Source organism: Nocardia grenadensis NBRC 108939 (assembly GCF_001613445.1).
GTDB lineage: Bacteria > Actinomycetota > Actinomycetes > Mycobacteriales > Mycobacteriaceae > Nocardia > Nocardia grenadensis.
This window is the reverse complement of the sequence record NZ_BDCJ01000001.1, coordinates 40,345-57,453: the sequence shown is the minus strand read 5'-3', so window position 1 is coordinate 57,453 and position 17,109 is coordinate 40,345. Positions and strand designations below refer to the sequence as shown.

Genomic DNA, 17,109 nt, shown 5'->3' with positions numbered 1-17,109 from the left:
AGCGGGCCTCTTCCTCGGGTGGGACCGCCCGCCGCGGACTCGACGCTACCGACCCGGCACCGCCGCCCGGTGGTCGCGGTCCCGACCAGTGAGAGCGGCGGCCGCGGCACCGGCCGCGCACCCCTAGCGTGAGCGCCGCGGTCCGCGCGCAGATCGTGGCCGTACCTACTGCTGTGCGCGGGTCGCGCACCCGAGGAGGACACCGATGTCACAGGAATTCCAGGGCCGGGTCGCGCTGGTGACCGGCGCCGCACGCGGTCAGGGCCGCGCCCACGCACTCGCGTTCGCCGAGCGCGGTGCCGATATCGTCCTGTGTGATCGGTGCGCGGACAGTGCCGCCCTGGACTATCCGCTCGCCACCCCCGCCGACCTCGCGCATACCGAGGAGCTGGTCACCGCCCTCGGCCGGCGGTGCGTGAGCGTGCGGGCCGATACCGCCGACCGGGCCGCGATGGACGAGCTGGTGCGGCGCGCCGAAGACGAACTCGGCTCGGTGGATATCGCGGTCGCCAATGCGGGGGTAACAGGGGTGGCGCCGATCGGTGAGCACACCACCGAGCTGTGGCACGAAGTGATCGGCAGCAACCTCACCGGAGTGTTCAACACGCTGGCCGCGGTCACCCCGGGCATGATCGCCCGCAAATACGGCCGCATCATCACCACCTCGTCGATGATGGGGCGCGGCGCGAGCCCGGCCATGGCCTCCTATGTGGCGTCCAAATGGGGTGTGATCGGCCTGACCAAATCGCTGGCGATGGAACTCGCCCCGCACGGCATCACGGTGAACTCCGTGGCCCCGGGCAATATCGCCACTCCCATGGTGCAAAACGACGCCATGTACCACCGGTTCCGGCCCGACCTCACCGATCCCACCTGGGAGGATGTGGCGCCGATCCTCGCCGGTCTGACCCACCTGCTGCCCATCGCGGCCCTCGAACCGGAGGAGGTCTCCCGGGTCGTGCTCTTCCTGGCCGCCGAGGCGAGCGCCCACCTGACCGGCTTGGTGTTCCCGGTGGACGCCGGAGCCGGCGCGAAGGGCAATGCCTGAACCACGTGGCCGCCGGATAGCCGGATCCGACTCTCCGCGGGATCAGCGCACCCGCCCGGGGCGCCCGATCAGAAGCGTGACCGCCGGAAACCGCCCTCGGAATCGAGCACCTGCCCCACTACCCAGCGGCCCGCGTCGGAGACCAGCCATTCGATCAGCCGGGCCGGGTCGTCGGGGCGGCCGGCCCGACCGCGCGGAAAGGCGGAGTGCACCTGCTCGACGAATTCCGGGGGCAGGTCCGTGGTGTCCGGGGCGAGGAAGCCCGTGTCGACCGGGCCGGGGTTGACGGTGTTGAGCACGATGCCGCGGTCGATCAGTTCGTCGGCGACCGTCGCTGTCATCCCCGCCAGCACCGATTTCGCCGAGCCGTAGGCGATTTCGGCGCGCATCGGCGCCAGATGCTGACCGGAGGTCATCCAGATCACCCGGCCGCGATCGGCGACCTCGCCGCGATCGGGACGGAACTGTCGTGCGAACGCCTGAGTGAGCAGCAATACCGAGCGGGCGTCCACGGCCCAGTGCGCCTCCAGCACCGCGGCGTCGATCTCGAACAGGGTCCCGTCACCGCCGCTGCGGGCGTGATTGGCGATCAGGATGTCCACCTGTCCGAATTCGGCGACCGCGGCGTCCACGACCTCCGCCGGTGCGGCGGGGTCGGCGAAATCGACACTGTGGTCCACCACCCGTGGCGCGGCGGACAATCCGCGGCGGACCGCGTTGATATCGTCCGCGCCCCAGGGCTGCTCCTCGTCGTGGGGCCGCCAGTGGGTCAGGTAGAGCGCGGCGCCACGGTCGGCCAGCCGCCGGGCGATCGCGTAGCCGATCCCGGCCCGGCGGCCCACTCCGGTCACCACGGCCACTCGTCCGGTGAGGTCTCGTTCGGCATGCATCAGCGGCCATTGCACCTGTCCACCGGCCGTCGACGCAAGTGATTTCCCGCGCGTGTCCCCTCGCGGTCCCTGTTCCGCGACAGCACCATCCGCGCGGTGCGTGGCGGCGCGCCGGCCAGTCCACACACCATCGCCACAGCCACGCCGGCCGCGACCCGCCTCAGTGACCGGCCGGGCAATGTGGGCCGAGCGTCCGCGCGAATCCGTCGGCGAGCAGTTCGAAGGCGCGGTCGGCCTCCGCGATCGCGACCGGGTGCCGCTGTGCCGCGCTGCGCCCGGCAGCCATCTCGCGCCAGTTGGCCTCGCACAGGTTGCGGCGCACCGCGGTGATCGCGCTCGCGGCCAGTCGCGCGTCCAGATCATCCGGCGGGCCGAGGGTTCCGGCGAGCGCGATCTCGCCGCCGCTGAGGAAGTGGGCGAGCCGCGCGGTGAGCGCCGGAGTGTCCAGCACCAACCGGTAGCAGGCCACCACTTCGGGTGCGTCACACAGGCCGGTGGCGGGTTCGTGGTTGTCCAGGCCGGCGCGGAACGCGTTGTGGAGCGCGTTCAGTGGTGTCTGCCCCCGGACCCGATCCCGCACCACGCTGGCCGCGTCGTCGATGTGGTCGGCGAATCGGTGTACTACGAGATCCTCTTTGGACGGGAAGTACTGGAAGAGGGTGCGTTTGGACACCTCCGCGGCCGTCGCGATATCCACCACCGAGACCGCGTCGAACCCGTCGGTCAGGAACAACCGTAGAGCGGCATCGGAGATGGCCGCGCGGGTTCGACGCTTCTTGCGCTCGCGGAGGCCCGGCTCGGGGTTCATACCGAACACTCTAACCGAAGGGTAAACCTGGTAAATAAGTAAACTTGGTATACATTTGTTGATATGCGAATCGGCGTTGCCCTGCCCACCGACTACTACGAACAACTCACTCCCGGCGTGAATCCCGTCGAGTACCTGCTCGATCAGGCCCGCAAGCTCGCCGAACTCGGCGTCCCAGCAGTCTGGCTGACCCAGCGTTTCGACTACGACGCATTGGCGGTCGCCGCGCTGATCGGCCGGGAACTGCCCGGCACCACGGTCGGTACCGCGATCGTGCCCATCCATCCGCGCCACCCCAACGCGCTGGCCATGCAGGCGCACACAGCGCAGGCGGCCGGCGGCCGATTCGAACTCGGCCTGGGCCTGTCCCTGCCGGAGATCGCCGCCGGCTACGGCAATACCCACCCGCGCATCCGATATCTGCGTGAATACCTCACCGCGCTGCGCGAACTGCTGCACACCGGCGCAGTCGACCACACCGGCGAGACGCTGGTCGCCAGATCGCCGGCCCGCAGCACCATGCCGGCCCTCCATTCGCCGGTGCCCATCCTGCTGGCCGCCTCCGGCCCGCTGACACTGCGGGTCGCGGCCGAACTCGCCGACGGAGCTCTCCCGCTGCTCACCGGGCCGAATACATTGGCCGACTTCACCATCCCCACTCTCGCCCGACGAGCCGCGGATGCCGGTCGGCCGACGCCTCGGGTGCTCGGCATGGTGGGTGGCGTGGTGACAGCCGATGTGGCAGGCGCACGTGAGCGAGCGGCGCGGCAGATGCATAGATACGGCGAGATGCCCGCGTATCGGGCGCTACTGGACCGCGAGAACATCACCGACCCGGCCGAACTGGCCGTGATCGGTGACGAGCAGACCATGGCCGACGCGGTGGCCCGCTACGCCGAAGCCGGCGCCGACGAACTCGTCTTCACCCTCACCGCCCTGGGTTCGGAACGTGACGAGGAGCGAACCTGGGCGTTGCTCGGCGAGCTCAGCAGGACCGGCAGCCACTGAACACCCGCTCCGACCCCGGCTCGTCCAGTGGCTTCGAAAAACCGTTGGCGCCGAACGGCGGGTTACCGGCGATCATGGGCGGCATGGACGCGCCGAATGTGGAAGATCCTGCCCGGACCGGAGAAACGAGGCTGCGAGACGGCCGCCGCTTGGCCTGGGCCGAGTGGGGCCCGGTGGACGGCCGACCGGTTCTGTTCTGCCCCGGGGCAGGGTGGGGGCGCCGACTCGGATTCGGCTCGAGCGTGCCGGCCGGATCGGGCGTCCGGCTGGTCTCGGTGGAGCGGCCCGGTTCCGGGGAATCCACCGGGATGCCGGGGCGCACACTGCTGGACTGGGCCGACGATATCGGGCAGTTGGATTTCGCCGACCCCGCGGTCGTAGGTTTTTCGCAGGGCGCCCCGTTCGCCCTCGCCTTGGCTGCGCGAGGGCTCACCTCCGCGGTGGCGATCGTGTCCGGCGGCGACGAGCTCGCCTATCCGGGAACTGTTCTGCCACAGGAGGTCCGGCGGCTGGTCGAGCTGGTGGCCGCCGATCCGGTCGGCGCCGAGCGCGAGTTCGCGCGTTTCGGGAGCGCCGAGACCCTATGGCAGCTGAGCATCGAGGGCAGCTCCGAGGTCGACCGTGAGATCTACCTGCGACCGGGCTTCGCCCGCGCGTTCCGTCGCGCGCTGGATGCCGGCTTCGCACACGGCTCGGCGGGCTATGCCCGCGATACGGTCCTGCACTTCGCGCGCTGGCCGTTCCGGGTCGAGGAGCTCACCGCTCGCGTACATCTCTGGTACGGCGGGCGCGACGGTAACCCCACCCATTCCCCCGATCACGGTGTCACGCTCGCCGGCCGGATCCCGAACGCCACCCGCCACTACCTACCCGACAGCGGCGCCGCACTGCTGTGGACACATGCCCACGAAATTCTCGAACAACTCCTCGCGTGATCGCCCGATGCCATGAGGTCACCACCGTCGACCGGTCCCGCGGCACAGGCATCGATCCAGGGCAGCCGGTCGGCCCGGGCGACGGTTTCCATCCCGCCAGCGGCCGGAACCGTCATCGGAACCCGTAGTGGATCAGTGGCCGAAGCAGCGGGACAGCATCGGCGTGATCACCCACACCATGGATACCACTGCAACGAGCATGATGCGGGCCGGCCGCAGCGGTGTCGGGAGAGAAGACGATCCCCACCGTCTATCCTGCGGTGCGGGCGCAGGCCAGTCGCGCCGGCTTGTGCGCGAGGCCGGTGCGGCCGGTTGCTCGAAAGTCCCACCACAACTTCTCCATCGTCACACCCCGAACCCATTGCGGCGGATCCCGGGGGCCACGATCTTCGGTGCCGGCCCAACAGGTTCCGACGAGCCGGGCAGCGCTACCTCGGCCCGTCCTCGACGACCCGCGTCCCGTCTGCGAAGCGATCGTGCCAGCCCTGTTTGGTGGGACTCGAGCCGATGGTCACAGCTATGCCGAGGGCGGCGAACAACCACAGCACGCCACCGATACACGGGATGAGATTGAGCAGCATGTAGGAGTTGCGGAACGCGGATTCCTTGAGGCCGGGCCGGGCTGCCCCGCCGACCCCTTCGACATGCAGCCCGAGCAGTTTCTTACCGGGCGTGGCGCCGGTGGTGACCTCGAAGCCGACGAAGTACAGGAAGGCGAATCCCGCGCCCGGCAGGATGGAGACCCATTCGGGGGTGTGCACGGATTTGTTCAACAGCCAGAACAGGATCGCTCCGACAATACCGGCGATGATCCAGTCGATGAAGCGGGCGCCGGCGCGCTTACCCAGGCCACCCGGGATAAGTCCCACGGGGGCTGCGAGCCGGGGATCGTATCCGTCTGTGCTCATTGCTTCTTCCTTGTGATAAGGACCGGGCGGACCCGGGTCCGCCAGCCGAATGGTCGGTCGCGCTACTTGCGACCGGCCGCCCAGCGGATACCCCACTGGTAGGCACGGTCGAGGTCGGCCTGGCTGCCGTTCACATATTCGACCTCACGTCCGACGGTCAGGCCACGACCCGTGTTCGTCAGCAGCGCGACCGCGCAGATGCGTGCCCCGTCGACCGCGGAGTCCAGGCGGACCTCGATCTGCGGCCCGGCTGTCGGATACATGGTGACGACACCGTCGACCGCCGCCCAATTCGCGGCTCCCTCGTAGATCATGGCGAAGACCAGTATCCGGCGGAACGCAGCGGGGTCGGCGAGGTTGATGTGCAGATTCTCCCCGTCGGTCACCGCACCGGTGCGGTCGTCACGATCCAGCGCAATGAACGGAGGTTTGTTCAGATCGCCGTAGCTGTTGCCCAGCGCCTGGACGACTCCCTTGGAGCCGTCGGCGAGTTCATAGAGGCAGCCGAGGTCCAGGTCGATACCGCCGCTCGCGCCGAGCAGTCTCGCGAAGAAGCCCGGCTTCCCGACCGGCTCCGGATTCGTCCAGTTCAGGTTCACCCGCATCACGCCCTGACGCTCACCGCCTTTGGCGAGGTCGACGCTGCGTTCGTTCTTGGTGAGCGTCAGCTTCTCCGGGCCGGCTGCCGGGTTCACGCCGCCCACCGCGGACGGCGCCTGATACTTGGTGTAGTCGATGCCCATCGACTGTCCTCCCGATCGCAGACGAGGTCAGATGTTCACGCCGTAGTCGCGAGCGATTCCGGCCAGCCCGGAGGCATACCCCTGGCCGATGGCGCGGAACTTCCACTCCGCACCGTGGCGGTAGAGCTCCCCGAAGACCATGGCGGTTTCGGTCGAGGCGTCCTCGGTCAGGTCGTAGCGGGCCAGTTCCGAGCCGGTCGTCCGGTCCACGACCCGGATGAACGCATTGCGGACCTGTCCGAACGACTGCTGCCGCGCGTTCGCGTCATGGATCGAGACAGGAAAGAAGATGCTGGTGATCGTGGGTGGCGTGGCGGCCAGGTCGACATTGATCACCTCGTCGTCGCCGTCTCCTTCACCGGTGAGGTTGTCACCGGTGTGCTCGATGCTGCCTTCGGGGGAGCGCAGGTTGTTGTAGAACACGAAATGCCGATCCGAGAGGACCTTCTGATCCGGCCCGGTCGCCAGGGCGCTGGCATCCAGGTCGAACTCGGCGCCCGTGGTCGACCGCACGTCCCAGCCCAGACCGACCGCGACCGCGGTCAGATCCGGTGCCTGTTTCGACAGCGATACATTGCCACCCTTCGCGAGGGTCACGCCCATCCTGTTGTACTCCTTCTCGTGGTGAACGGCCGTGGCCATGGTGCCCGGCGAATGCTTAAGCCAGCATTAACGACGGTTCGGTGCGGCGCCGCGGTACACGCGCCGATCCCGCTTCGACCGCGGTGCGAAGTGTGCGAACAGCACGGTCGAAGGAGTATTCATGGTCGTCGATCCATACTGGGTGCCGTGCGCATACTGGTGGTCGACGACGAGATCCGCTTCGCCGACGGGCTGAGGCGAGGGCTTCAGGCCGAGGGCTTCGCCGTCGATCTGGCCTATACCGCGGCCGACGGCCTGTGGCGGGCACGTGAGGTGCGCTACAACGCCCTCATATTGGACGTGATGATGCCGGGCATGAGCGGATACGCGGTGTGCCGAACCCTGCGGGACGAGGGAAACTGGACACCCATCCTCATGCTCACCGCCAAGGACGGTGAATGGGACCAGGTCGAAGGTCTCGATACCGGCGCCGACGACTACGTGATCAAACCCGCCGATTTCCCGGTACTCGTCGCCCGGCTTCGCGCGTTGATCCGCCGCGGACGCCCGGAGCGCCCCACCTCGCTGCAGGTAGGCAGCCTACGTCTCGACCCGGCCACCCGAGAGGTCCGCCGCGGTGATACTCCGGTGCGGTTGACCGCCCGGGAATTCGCGATACTGGCATTCTTCGCCCGAGAACCGGGCGTGATCCGGTCCAAGAGCGATATCCTGGCCGGAGTCTGGCACGGCGAATTCGACGGTGATTCCAATATCGTCGAGGTCTATATCGCGCACCTGCGAGCCAAGATCGACAAACCGTTCGCCGTCGATAGCATCCGCACGATCCGCGGCGCGGGATATCGGCTGATGCCCGATGTCTAGCCTGCGCCTGCCGTCGCTGCGGGTACGGATCACGGTGACGACCACGGCCATCGTGCTGGCGGTCCTGGCCGGCGGTGCGGTGAGTTTCCTGGCGTTGTTCCGCCACGCCCTGGTCACAGCGCAATCGAACGCCGCCGATATCCAGGCCGCCCAGATCGCCACGGACGCACAGCACCGGCTCGAGCACGCCGCCGGTCCGATCTTGCTACCGATCTCGGAAGTCGACGATGTGATCATCCAGCTGCAGCAGGACGGTCGCGTGATCGCCACCTCGGAGGGGGATTCCGCCGGGGGCCCGATCCTGCCCGGACCGTTCGCAGACCGCCTTTCCCTCGGTGGGGACAGCTATGTCGTGCAGTCGGCGCCGATCACATCGGCGTCGGGAGCGGTGCAATCCGTTGTCGTCGCGCGCTCGCTCGAGGACGCCGACAGCGCGGTACGATCGGCGGCCTTGTTGCTGGCCGCCGCGGTGCCCACCGTCAGCGCGTTCGTCGCGGCACTGATGTGGGCGGTGGTCGGCCGCTCGCTGCGACCGGTCGAGCGCATACGGCTCGACGCCGAATCCATCGGTGCGGATCTTTCCCGGCGGGTGGATCCACCCGCCGGGAAAGACGAGGTCGCTCGGCTGGCCGCGACCATGAACCGGATGCTCGACCGGCTCGAGTCCTCGCACCGGGCTCAACAACGGTTCGTTTCCGACGCCTCCCACGAATTGCGCTCCCCCGTGGCCGCCATCCGCCAGCACGCACAGGTCGCATTGCACCATCCCGGGGCGACCGATCTGGCATCGCTGGCCGGGGTCGTCGACAGCGAGGCCGCCCGATTACACGGTCTGGTCGACGATCTGCTGCTGCTGGCACGTCTCGGGGAAGGGCCCGGCCACAACCGCGGCGAAGTCGATCTCGACGATATAGTTCTCGCCGAATCGAGTCGGCTGCGCCAACTCGGTGTCACCGTCGATATCGCGGCCGTGGGACCGGCCCGGGTGTTCGCCGACGAAGGGCTACTGGCCAGGGCGGTCCGCAATGCCACCGACAACGCGCGCCGCCACGCACGTACTCGTGTCGACTTCACGCTGCGCTGCGAGAACGGACAGGTCGTCCTCTGGGTCGACGACGACGGCGACGGGGTTCCAGAATCCGACCGTGACCGGCTTTTCCGCCGCTTCGAACGCAGCGACGACAACCGCAGCCGCACCCACGGCGGCGCCGGCCTGGGCCTGGCAATCATCGCCGAAGCCGCCCGTCACACCGGCGGCAGCGCGCGACTGTCGAGCTCGCCCCTCGGCGGAGCCCGCCTCGAGATCACCCTGCCCGAACACACCGATGAGTGACCCGGACGCAGATCGTCCAGCGTGATCCCGGACGGACGGGGCGGGCACCTTCGGGCCACCAGCGGAGCACCCGGCAGGCGCGATGGCCGCTACCCACACCTTGGGACAGGCCGGCACGATCGACAACAGGCCGATCCACCGCAGCAGCGCTATCGGCGCGGGATACTCACTCTGCCCGTACTACCGGCGCGACCTCCTCGGCGAACCAACGCAGATAGTCCAGATACTCCTGTTCGGAACCCACGGGGCCCGGCGGTTCCACGACCGCGCGGGTGATACCGGCCTGCCGATAGGCGCCGGAATAGGCTTCGATCAGCTCGTCCCGGAAACCGCTCAACTCTCTGGCGGTCGCGTCGGCGAAGCCGTTGCGCAGAATGACACCAGCAGGGGATTTGAGCCAGTTGACATCGAAGCTGTCCTCCTTGCCGGCAAAATCCTGCTGTTCACGGATGTAGTCCAGCAGTGGCGGGATCTCCTCCAGCGTGAAGTCCGTCGGATTCGGCTGCCAGCCGTCGAAGCGTGCCGCGCGACGCAGGGCCGGCTTCGAATTCCCGCCGATATAGATGGGCGGACGCGGTTTCTGCAGTGGACGCGGCTCCACCGCGAGGCCGGTGATCTCGAAGTACGTGCCGCGGTGTGCGGGCAGTTCGGCGGTCCAGAGGGTGGTCAGCGCTTCGAGGATCTCGTCACTCCGTGCGCCACGTTCCCGGAAAGGCACTCCCATCGCCGCGAACTCCTGTTCGGCATGGCCGACACCGATCGACACATTGACGCGGCCGCCGGAGAGCACATCGATCGTCGCCAACGCCTTCGCGAGCCGTAGCGGATGGTGATATGGCAACACCAGAACGGCCGCGTCCAATCGGATCCGGTGGGTCGCTGCGGCGGCAAACGCCATCACCGACAAAGCATCCTGCCAATACGGGCCCAGCCTCGATACTTCGAACAGTGGCATCGCGAGGTGCTCCGAGACGGACACGGCATGGAAGCCCGATTCATCGAGAGTGGTGAGAATACGCCGAAAACCGTTCGCGTCGAGCGTATGTGACCAAGGGTTCAGGCCCGGAATATGATTGCTTCCCGGGAGGATGACATCGAATTTCATGGATTACGATTTCTTTCGGATCGGCGACCGGCCAGGAAGGTGACTTCGGGGACCGCGGCGCCTGAGCAAGTTCGATAGGACCAGGGAATGAGCTGCGCGTGGCAGCACCGAAGTAATATCCGGACCAGTTGAAGACTCGAGCGGTCCACTTGCCGGGCAAGACATCGTCCTGGAACGGCTGATACTCACCTGCCTGTGATCGCATGGTGGATGATCTCTGCCATGACCTGATGTGTGTCTGTCCTGGCGATGCCCTCGGTCTGCATTCCTCGTTGATGTGCCGCGACGTGTGCGAGCATCGACACCAGAACCGCCCCGATGGCTCGCGGCTCCGCCGGGTTCGTTTCACCGCTGTGCTCGTGACACCTGCCGGCGGCATGGGTGATCTCGTCGGTGACCGCCCCGAGAAACCGGAGGCGCAATTCGTAGAATCGCCGATCCCCCTCGGCGACGAAAAGATCGAGCACCCGGAGTATGGCCATGTGTTCTTCCCAGAACGAGAGGAACTCGGACGCGAGTACAGCCGAGCCGTTATACGCCGACGGCCCACTCCAGTCGGTCTCCCGGACGATCTTTGCCATACTCTCCCCCTTGTCGATCACGAGCCCGACCAGTTCGAGCGCGGCCGAGGCGATATCGGGGAAGTACTGATAGAATGTCGCAGTACTCGTCTGTGCCTCACTGGCGATATCCGCTACCGTGATGTCGTGGTACCTGTGCACCTGGAGTAATGCGGATGTCGACTCCAGCAGCTTCGTGCGCGTCGCCAATCCCCGAGCCCGAGGTACGCGACCATCGCTGGCTTTGACGTGCTGGGTATCCAGGCCAGAAGTGTCCGGCGACATACTGAAATACTCCCTTCGATCGACCGCGCTACTCGTGCACGATATAGGCGGGCGGATTTTCACAGAGACGGAACCTCGGCAGCGTGGCACCGCTATCGGGCTGCTCTTCGAAGAACACCTCGACACGCATTCCGATTGCTGCGCGGGTGGTGTCCTCGGCGGGCAGATCGCTGACCATACGAACTCCCTCATCGAGTTCGATGGTGGCACAGACATACGGCACCCGGTCGACCCAGGCGGGATGGAAAGCCCGGTGCGTGACGGTGAATGTGAAGATCGTGCCGCGGCCGCTGACCGGAGTCCATTGCCAATCCGCGCTGTGACAGTCCGGACACAACACACGAGGGTAGTGGCGGTACACACCACAGGCGCTACATCGCTGTATCACCAATTCGTGACGGCGCGCGGCCTCCCAGAAGCCGCGAGTCAGCGATGTGGGCTCTGGCGCCGGACGCGGGATCATGACGCGCGCCGCAAGCACAGGACGGCACCGTCGAAGAAGTTGCCCTCGTTCACCACCAGAATGTTCTCGCATCCGGCGACTTGCCGGGCCGGCTCCACTTCGTCTCTGAGTTGCCGGACACCCTCGATGATGTGGTTCATACCCGATACGTGTGCCTCCGAAAGCGCACCTCCATGGGGGTTGACCGGGGTGCGTCCGTCCAGGCGAATATGGCCCTCCTCTACATAGGGTCCGCCTTCGCCCATTCCCACCACCCCGAGCGCCTCCAGTGCGGCGATAACGTACCAGGTGAACCCCTCGTGGATTATCAGGCAATCTGCATCCGTCACGTCGATACCCGCCATCCCCAATGCGCGGCGCGCAGCTACCCCTATCGCGGGGACACCGGCGATATGCGGCTTCTGCGTGATCGACGTCGGCGAATCGCTATGGGATGTACCCACACCCGATATCAGAACAGGCAGCTTTCGAAGATCCCGACCGCGCTCGGCACCCACGATCACGAGTGCTCCCGCCCCGTCGGATTCCAATGAGCAGTCGAATAAGCGGAACGGTGAGGTGATCATCCTCGAGTTCTGGTGATCGTCCAGCGTCATGGGTTTGCCGTACATGAGCGCACGCTCGTTCAAGTTGGCGTTCGCGCGGCTGTTCACCGCCACATGGCCGAGTTGTTCACTCGTTGTGCCGAACTCGTGCATATGACGCTGGGCCGCTTGGGCGAACCATTGTGCGGCGCCTATGTTTCCGAGCGGAAACTCGAACTCGCGAACGGTCGCCATCGACGGCGCTGTCACAGCCTTGCCGGTCGACACCCGTTCACCGGAATATCCACGTCGACCCGCCGGTATCAGGACGCATGAGGCCACCCCCGTCGAGATCGCCATGCAGGCGTTCTGCACCGAGGCAATCAGGCTTGCGCCGCCGAGCTGGACCGAGGTGCTGAACGCCAGGTCCCGCAAACCGAGGTTGACGATGAAGTCTTCGACCGTGGCCTGAGCCAGCGAACTGGGAATGAATCCGTCGACGTCGGCTACCGTCAAGCCGGCATCGTCCAGCGCGCGCCGGCACGCCTCCAAGTGCAGTTCCAGCGTCGACCTGTCCGTTCCTCGGGTGTAGACCGTCTGTCCGATACCGACGATCGCGCAATGAGCGGCCGGGTTCATCGCGCCTGCGTTTCGGAAGTGTCGGCTGCCGGAGTCGTCAGCCGCACCAGGGCGTCCAGCCCGATCACCCCATCGGCCCGCGCGAGCAGGGGATTGATATCCAATTCGGCAACCTCGCCGGTCGCTGCGAGTTCGGCGAGGCGCAGCACGGCATCGACGACCGCGGTCCTGTCGGCAGGCCGGGCGCCACGCCAGCCGTCGAGCAGCGGAGAGATCCGCAAGCCTGCCACCATTCTCTCCGCGCGTGAACGGGTGAGGGGCAGAACGGCGCGGGCAACATCGCGATACAACTCGGCGTTGACCCCGCCCGCACCGACCAGGACAACTGGGCCGAGCACCGGATCTACGCTGATCCCGGCCAGTAGCTCGATCCCCTCCGAGACCTGCTGTGCGACCAGGAAACCCTCGGCACCACGTGATCGCATGTCCACGGCGGCCGAACTCACGGCTTCGGGGCCGTCCAGCCCCGTCCGAACGAGCCCGTGCTCGCTCTTGTGGGAGTGGCCACGTCCTTTCAAAACAACCGGATAACCGATCTCGTCCGCGGCTGCGCAGGCATCCGCCACAGTGTCGGCCGTCCGATGAGCGGCGAACTCGAACCCACGATCTTCCAACCAGCGGGTCGACTGGCTCTCGTCCAACAGGGTGGTCGACCGGGCAGGGCGAGGCGGACCGGGTAACCCACGCGCGAGCCGAACAACCTCGCGAAGCTCCGGGTCTCGTGCCGGGTGCCTGAGCAACGCCCGCGTGGCGCCGACAGCATTACGAACATTCCGGAAGACCGGCAGACCAGCGGCCCAGAGCTCCCGATACACCGGATGGTCGGCGGATGCCCCATTCCAGATCGGCAGCACCGGCTTCTTCGCGGTTCGCGCGAACTCGACAAGACTGGCGCCCACAGCCTCTGTGAGCCCGCCGCCCGGCGCGGGGACGGGGCACAGCATCACGCCGATGGCGTCATCACGCAAACACAAGTCCAGGATACGGGCCCCATTGCCGGCAAGCACGGTCACACCGCCATTGTCCACCGGGTTCGAGATGTTCAATTCCGCTGGAATCACCTCGCGCAGCGAGGATTGCGTCGCGGAACTGAGCGTTGGAAGCGGCAATCCGCCCACCGTGGCGAGATCACCCACGTGTGCCGCCGAGCCACCGGAAACGCTGCACACCACGACCCCGTCCGCGGTGGGTAGCGGGCAGCGGGCCAGCGCCGCACCGATCTCGATGAGTTCGTCGAGATCATCGACGCGCACGATACCGAACTGCTCGAAGAAGACGTCCCACACTTCGTCGGTGCCGACCAGATGCCCGGTGTGGGACTGGGCCATCACCCGGCCGACCTCACTGCGCCCGACCTTCACCACGACAATGGGTGTCTCGTTCTCGATCGCGGCAACCGCCGCTTCTCGTAAGCGCCGGCCCGAGGTGAACCCTTCGATGTACGCACTGATGACGGCAGTATCGGGATCCCGCGCCAGGAACTCGACGAAGTCCGCCGCAGCAAGATCTGCTTCATTTCCGGTCGGTGCCCAGTAGCTCAACGCGACGCCGAGCTGCTGGGCCTGGGTCAGCGGCCGCCCCTGAGCGCCGCTCTGTGAAATTACCCCGATCCGCCGACCCGGCAGCTCATCGAGCGGGTCCCACGCGTTCGCGTTGGTATTGGGTCCGATCAGCCGGGCGCCTGCCCTGCGCACCGCCCTGACCAGAGACCTCTCCCGTTCGATGCCCTCATCTGTGCCGAGTTCCGAATAGCCGTTCGCGAATACCAGAAAAAAGCCGACGTCGAGCCGGGCGTCTCTCGCGGAGTTCACCACGGCCTCGGCATCTCGTACCAGGATCAAGACCACGTCGATCGGCCCCGGAAGTGCGGCGAGGTCTGCCACAGCGCGAATATCGAAGACTTTGTCCTTGGTCGGATTCACCGGATAGAAGGCTGCGCCGATTCGTTTGGCATGTGCCAGCGCGCGGCTGGTGACGCTGGCCAGACCCGCACGCGTGTCATGGGCTCCTACCACCGCGATGGACCGCGGTCGATAAAAAGTCCGAAGATTCAATGGGTCCGTAGAAGCGATATTCGAATCCAGCACCGGATGTATGGGCTCCGTTGTCGACTCTGTATTCGCCATATAGCACTCCTTGGTGATGCTATTACTCTGGGAAAGGACAGCCGACCTGCTACTACAGGTTTAGACACAAACTCTCTCGATGTCTGAACCGGAGCCGAGGTCGGCCACCCTCCCCGATCACACAGTTTCTGCGGTCGCGACTGCCCTTACCAGGGCGTAACGGCGACAGTCGAGACCATCGGATACCGCAGAGTGGTTATTACATATCAGGTCAGCCGGCGGGCTGCCCCACTGCCTCCGCATAATACGAACGATCCACGACCTCGGACTCCGGCAGGATCTGACTCCCTTTGAATACACCGGTCTTCTGAAAACTCTCTTGCAGGAGGTCGGTGGTGCCTTCGCGGATCTCCCAGTCGAATACCAGCGATGGAGTCCGTGTCATGATCTCCAGCGGAAGTTCGACCGCCTCGGCAACGCTCGCGGCCACCTTCGGATCGGCCTTGTAGTCGCCGGTCAGATACGTATTGACCGTCCGCACGAGAGCCCTGACGAAAGCGACGCCCGCCTCACCCTTCTCTCTGAGCATGTTCGGTCCGAAGATAATCCCACCGAGCGGCTCTGCAGGTGGTTGGCCGACCGCGAACGTGTACCCGTCGCGGCCGCTGATCCGGGTCCAGTAGGGGTCACTCAGCCACGCTGCCGGTATCGCTCCGTTCTCCAACGACGTAACCAGGTCGGCCGCAGGCAACGACTGGAATTTCACATCGTCGATATCGACACCCGCTTTGGCGAACCCGTGCGTGAGCGGATACATGGTAACGCTACCCGAGCCCACGATCGCGCCGATACTTTCACCTTTCAGGTCGGATATCTTCCCCGGACGACCATCCACGTCTCGAATCCATAATCCTGCCTTGGAGTCGGCGGCGGAGAAGTAATTCCCCAGCACCCATCGCAGGTCGATTCCGGCTGCCAACCCGTTGAAGAATGCCGAATCCGGTGCCCCGACGGATATATCAGACTTTCCCGAGGCCAAAAGATTGATACTGTCCGCCGCGGGGACTTGTTTGAGTTCGACCTCGAGGTTCTCTTTTTCGAACTCACCGCTCGCTATCGCGAGGCGAACGTTGGCCATGAACTCACTCTGCAGTGTCGAGGAAGTCACCAACAGCTTGGTTTTGCCCGGTAGCGGTTGCGGTTGGGGAGAATTCGCCTCACATCGGGCGGGGTGCCGGTCCGGTGCACGGTCGTCAGGATCGGTCCAGCCACCCGCACAGCCCGCGACGGGAAGACCCGTCGCGGCTCTCGGGGTTACCGGACCCGCGGATCGAGAGGCATCCGACCCCCCACTCCCGCAGGCCGAGACGGCCAACGTGAGCACCGCGGCGAAGATGAGCCCCAGCGACGTACGTGTTCTTCTCATGCTGCCCTCAGCATTCTCATAGGGGGGACAAGCCTCGCCGTCAGGCGTTCGTAGCAGCGCCATCGTGCGGAGCCCATTTCGTCAACCGTCGACCGATGAATCGGACGATCTCGGTGAAGATCACGCCACCGACGGCGACGACAACGATGCCGACGAACATGTGGCCATTGAGGAACAGCGCGCGAGAGTTGAAGATCAGATAGCCGAGCCCGTCCGTTCCCACGATGAATTCGGCGGCGACGATCACCAGGAAAGCTATCCCGGCGCCCACCCGCATGGCAACGAAGATTTGCGGTAGCGAAGCGGGCACGAGTACATGTCGAAACATGTCCCACCGGTTGGCGCCGAAGCACTGCGCAGCCTCTCGATAGCCCTCGGGAACCGAAATAACAGCCGACATGGTGGAGATCCAGACAAAGAAGAACACGGTCGTGGCAACGAGGGCGATCTTCGGCCCTTCGCCCAGTCCGAATATATTCAAAAGAATCGGGAGAAGAGCGAGTTTCGGAACCACATACAGCGCATCGAGTGTCGATTCGAGCATCTTTCTAATCCAGCGGATCGAACCCATGACGAGACCGACAACAATACCCGCGAACGCGCCGATGACAAATCCATAGAAGACCCGCATGGTCGTTACGCGAATATCGGGCCATAGCGTTCCGGATTTCAGGAGGTCCCAGCCGTCTCGGATGATGTCCGTAGGCGCCGGGTAGAGGCGACTGTCTATCCAGCCCATGGTGCTGGACAGCTGCCATAGCGCGAGCAGCAGCACCGGAAAGCCGATTGCCAGTGTGGCATCGATACCTCTGCGGCGTCGAATTGCGCCGGCCGAGTTTATTTCCGCTCGGCCTGGTAATCGCACCAATACTCGATCGCTGAAGCTCTCGGAAATCTGCGACAT

The 17,109-nt window shown here is 65.7% G+C and carries 17 protein-coding genes; 5 read left to right on the top strand and 12 right to left on the bottom strand.

Going from position 1 to position 17,109, the window contains the following annotated elements; genetic code table 11:
- The first annotated feature begins 205 nt into the window (after positions 1-205).
- Complete coding sequence (locus NGR01S_RS00275) at positions 206-1,048, top strand: mycofactocin-coupled SDR family oxidoreductase (protein ID WP_063034116.1); 843 nt, start codon at positions 206-208, stop codon at positions 1,046-1,048.
- 68 nt (positions 1,049-1,116) lie between these two features.
- Here the strand turns inward: NGR01S_RS00275 and NGR01S_RS00270 are convergent, their stop codons facing one another.
- A complete protein-coding gene (locus NGR01S_RS00270) occupies positions 1,117-1,938 on the bottom strand; it encodes an SDR family oxidoreductase (protein ID WP_063034238.1) in 822 nt (273 codons plus the stop codon).
- 160 nt (positions 1,939-2,098) lie between these two features.
- Positions 2,099-2,746, bottom strand: coding sequence for a TetR/AcrR family transcriptional regulator (locus tag NGR01S_RS00265; RefSeq protein ID WP_063034237.1), 648 nt, complete (start codon positions 2,744-2,746; stop codon positions 2,099-2,101).
- Between the two features lie 63 nt (positions 2,747-2,809).
- On the opposite strand from NGR01S_RS00265, the gene NGR01S_RS00260 reads away from it, so the two are divergent.
- Together NGR01S_RS00260 and NGR01S_RS00255 are read left to right on the top strand one after the other, a co-directional pair.
- Positions 2,810-3,754: a TIGR03564 family F420-dependent LLM class oxidoreductase gene (locus NGR01S_RS00260; RefSeq protein WP_063034115.1), complete on the top strand. Its 945-nt coding sequence runs from the start codon at positions 2,810-2,812 to the stop codon at positions 3,752-3,754.
- Positions 3,755-3,996: 242 nt separating this feature from the next.
- Positions 3,997-4,689 (top strand): alpha/beta fold hydrolase, encoded by a 693-nt coding sequence (locus tag NGR01S_RS00255; RefSeq protein WP_218020688.1) that lies wholly within the window; start codon positions 3,997-3,999, stop codon positions 4,687-4,689.
- Positions 4,690-5,117: 428 nt separating this feature from the next.
- Here the strand turns inward: NGR01S_RS00255 and NGR01S_RS00250 are convergent, their stop codons facing one another.
- The 3 genes from NGR01S_RS00250 to NGR01S_RS00240 form a co-directional block, all read right to left on the bottom strand.
- Entirely contained in the window at positions 5,118-5,597 is a 480-nt protein-coding gene (locus NGR01S_RS00250) for an RDD family protein (protein WP_063034114.1), read from the bottom strand.
- Positions 5,598-5,659: 62 nt separating this feature from the next.
- Positions 5,660-6,340, bottom strand: coding sequence for a TerD family protein (locus tag NGR01S_RS00245; protein ID WP_063034113.1), 681 nt, complete (start codon positions 6,338-6,340; stop codon positions 5,660-5,662).
- A gap of 27 nt (positions 6,341-6,367) precedes the next feature.
- Complete coding sequence (locus NGR01S_RS00240; RefSeq protein WP_063034235.1) at positions 6,368-6,943, bottom strand: TerD family protein; 576 nt, start codon at positions 6,941-6,943, stop codon at positions 6,368-6,370.
- 186 nt (positions 6,944-7,129) lie between these two features.
- Between NGR01S_RS00240 and NGR01S_RS00235 the strand changes: the two genes are divergently transcribed.
- A complete protein-coding gene (locus tag NGR01S_RS00235; RefSeq protein ID WP_063034112.1) occupies positions 7,130-7,804 on the top strand; it encodes a response regulator transcription factor in 675 nt (224 codons plus the stop codon).
- Entirely contained in the window at positions 7,797-9,137 is a 1,341-nt protein-coding gene (locus NGR01S_RS00230) for a sensor histidine kinase (protein WP_063034111.1), read from the top strand. Before NGR01S_RS00235 ends, NGR01S_RS00230 begins: the two co-directional genes overlap by 8 nt.
- 166 nt (positions 9,138-9,303) lie before the next feature.
- Here the strand turns inward: NGR01S_RS00230 and NGR01S_RS00225 are convergent, their stop codons facing one another.
- From NGR01S_RS00225 to NGR01S_RS00195, 7 genes are all read right to left on the bottom strand, one after another.
- Positions 9,304-10,242, bottom strand: coding sequence for a TIGR03619 family F420-dependent LLM class oxidoreductase (locus NGR01S_RS00225; protein WP_063034109.1), 939 nt, complete (start codon positions 10,240-10,242; stop codon positions 9,304-9,306).
- Between the two features lie 185 nt (positions 10,243-10,427).
- Positions 10,428-11,087, bottom strand: coding sequence for a TetR/AcrR family transcriptional regulator (locus NGR01S_RS00220; protein WP_063034107.1), 660 nt, complete (start codon positions 11,085-11,087; stop codon positions 10,428-10,430).
- A 28-nt stretch (positions 11,088-11,115) separates the two neighbouring features.
- The gene (locus NGR01S_RS00215) at positions 11,116-11,550 is read right to left on the bottom strand and encodes a Zn-ribbon domain-containing OB-fold protein (protein ID WP_084480246.1); all 435 of its coding nucleotides are present in this window, start codon (positions 11,548-11,550) and stop codon (positions 11,116-11,118) included.
- A complete protein-coding gene (locus NGR01S_RS00210) occupies positions 11,547-12,713 on the bottom strand; it encodes a thiolase C-terminal domain-containing protein (RefSeq protein WP_063034103.1) in 1,167 nt (388 codons plus the stop codon). The genes NGR01S_RS00215 and NGR01S_RS00210 overlap by 4 nt, the downstream gene beginning before the upstream one ends.
- Positions 12,710-14,839: an acetate--CoA ligase family protein gene (locus NGR01S_RS00205; RefSeq protein WP_084480245.1), complete on the bottom strand. Its 2,130-nt coding sequence runs from the start codon at positions 14,837-14,839 to the stop codon at positions 12,710-12,712. The genes NGR01S_RS00210 and NGR01S_RS00205 overlap by 4 nt, the downstream gene beginning before the upstream one ends.
- Before the next feature lie 211 nt (positions 14,840-15,050).
- A complete protein-coding gene (locus tag NGR01S_RS00200) occupies positions 15,051-15,917 on the bottom strand; it encodes an ABC transporter substrate-binding protein (protein ID WP_063034094.1) in 867 nt (288 codons plus the stop codon).
- Positions 15,918-16,245: 328 nt separating this feature from the next.
- A complete protein-coding gene (locus NGR01S_RS00195; RefSeq protein WP_063034092.1) occupies positions 16,246-17,109 on the bottom strand; it encodes an ABC transporter permease in 864 nt (287 codons plus the stop codon).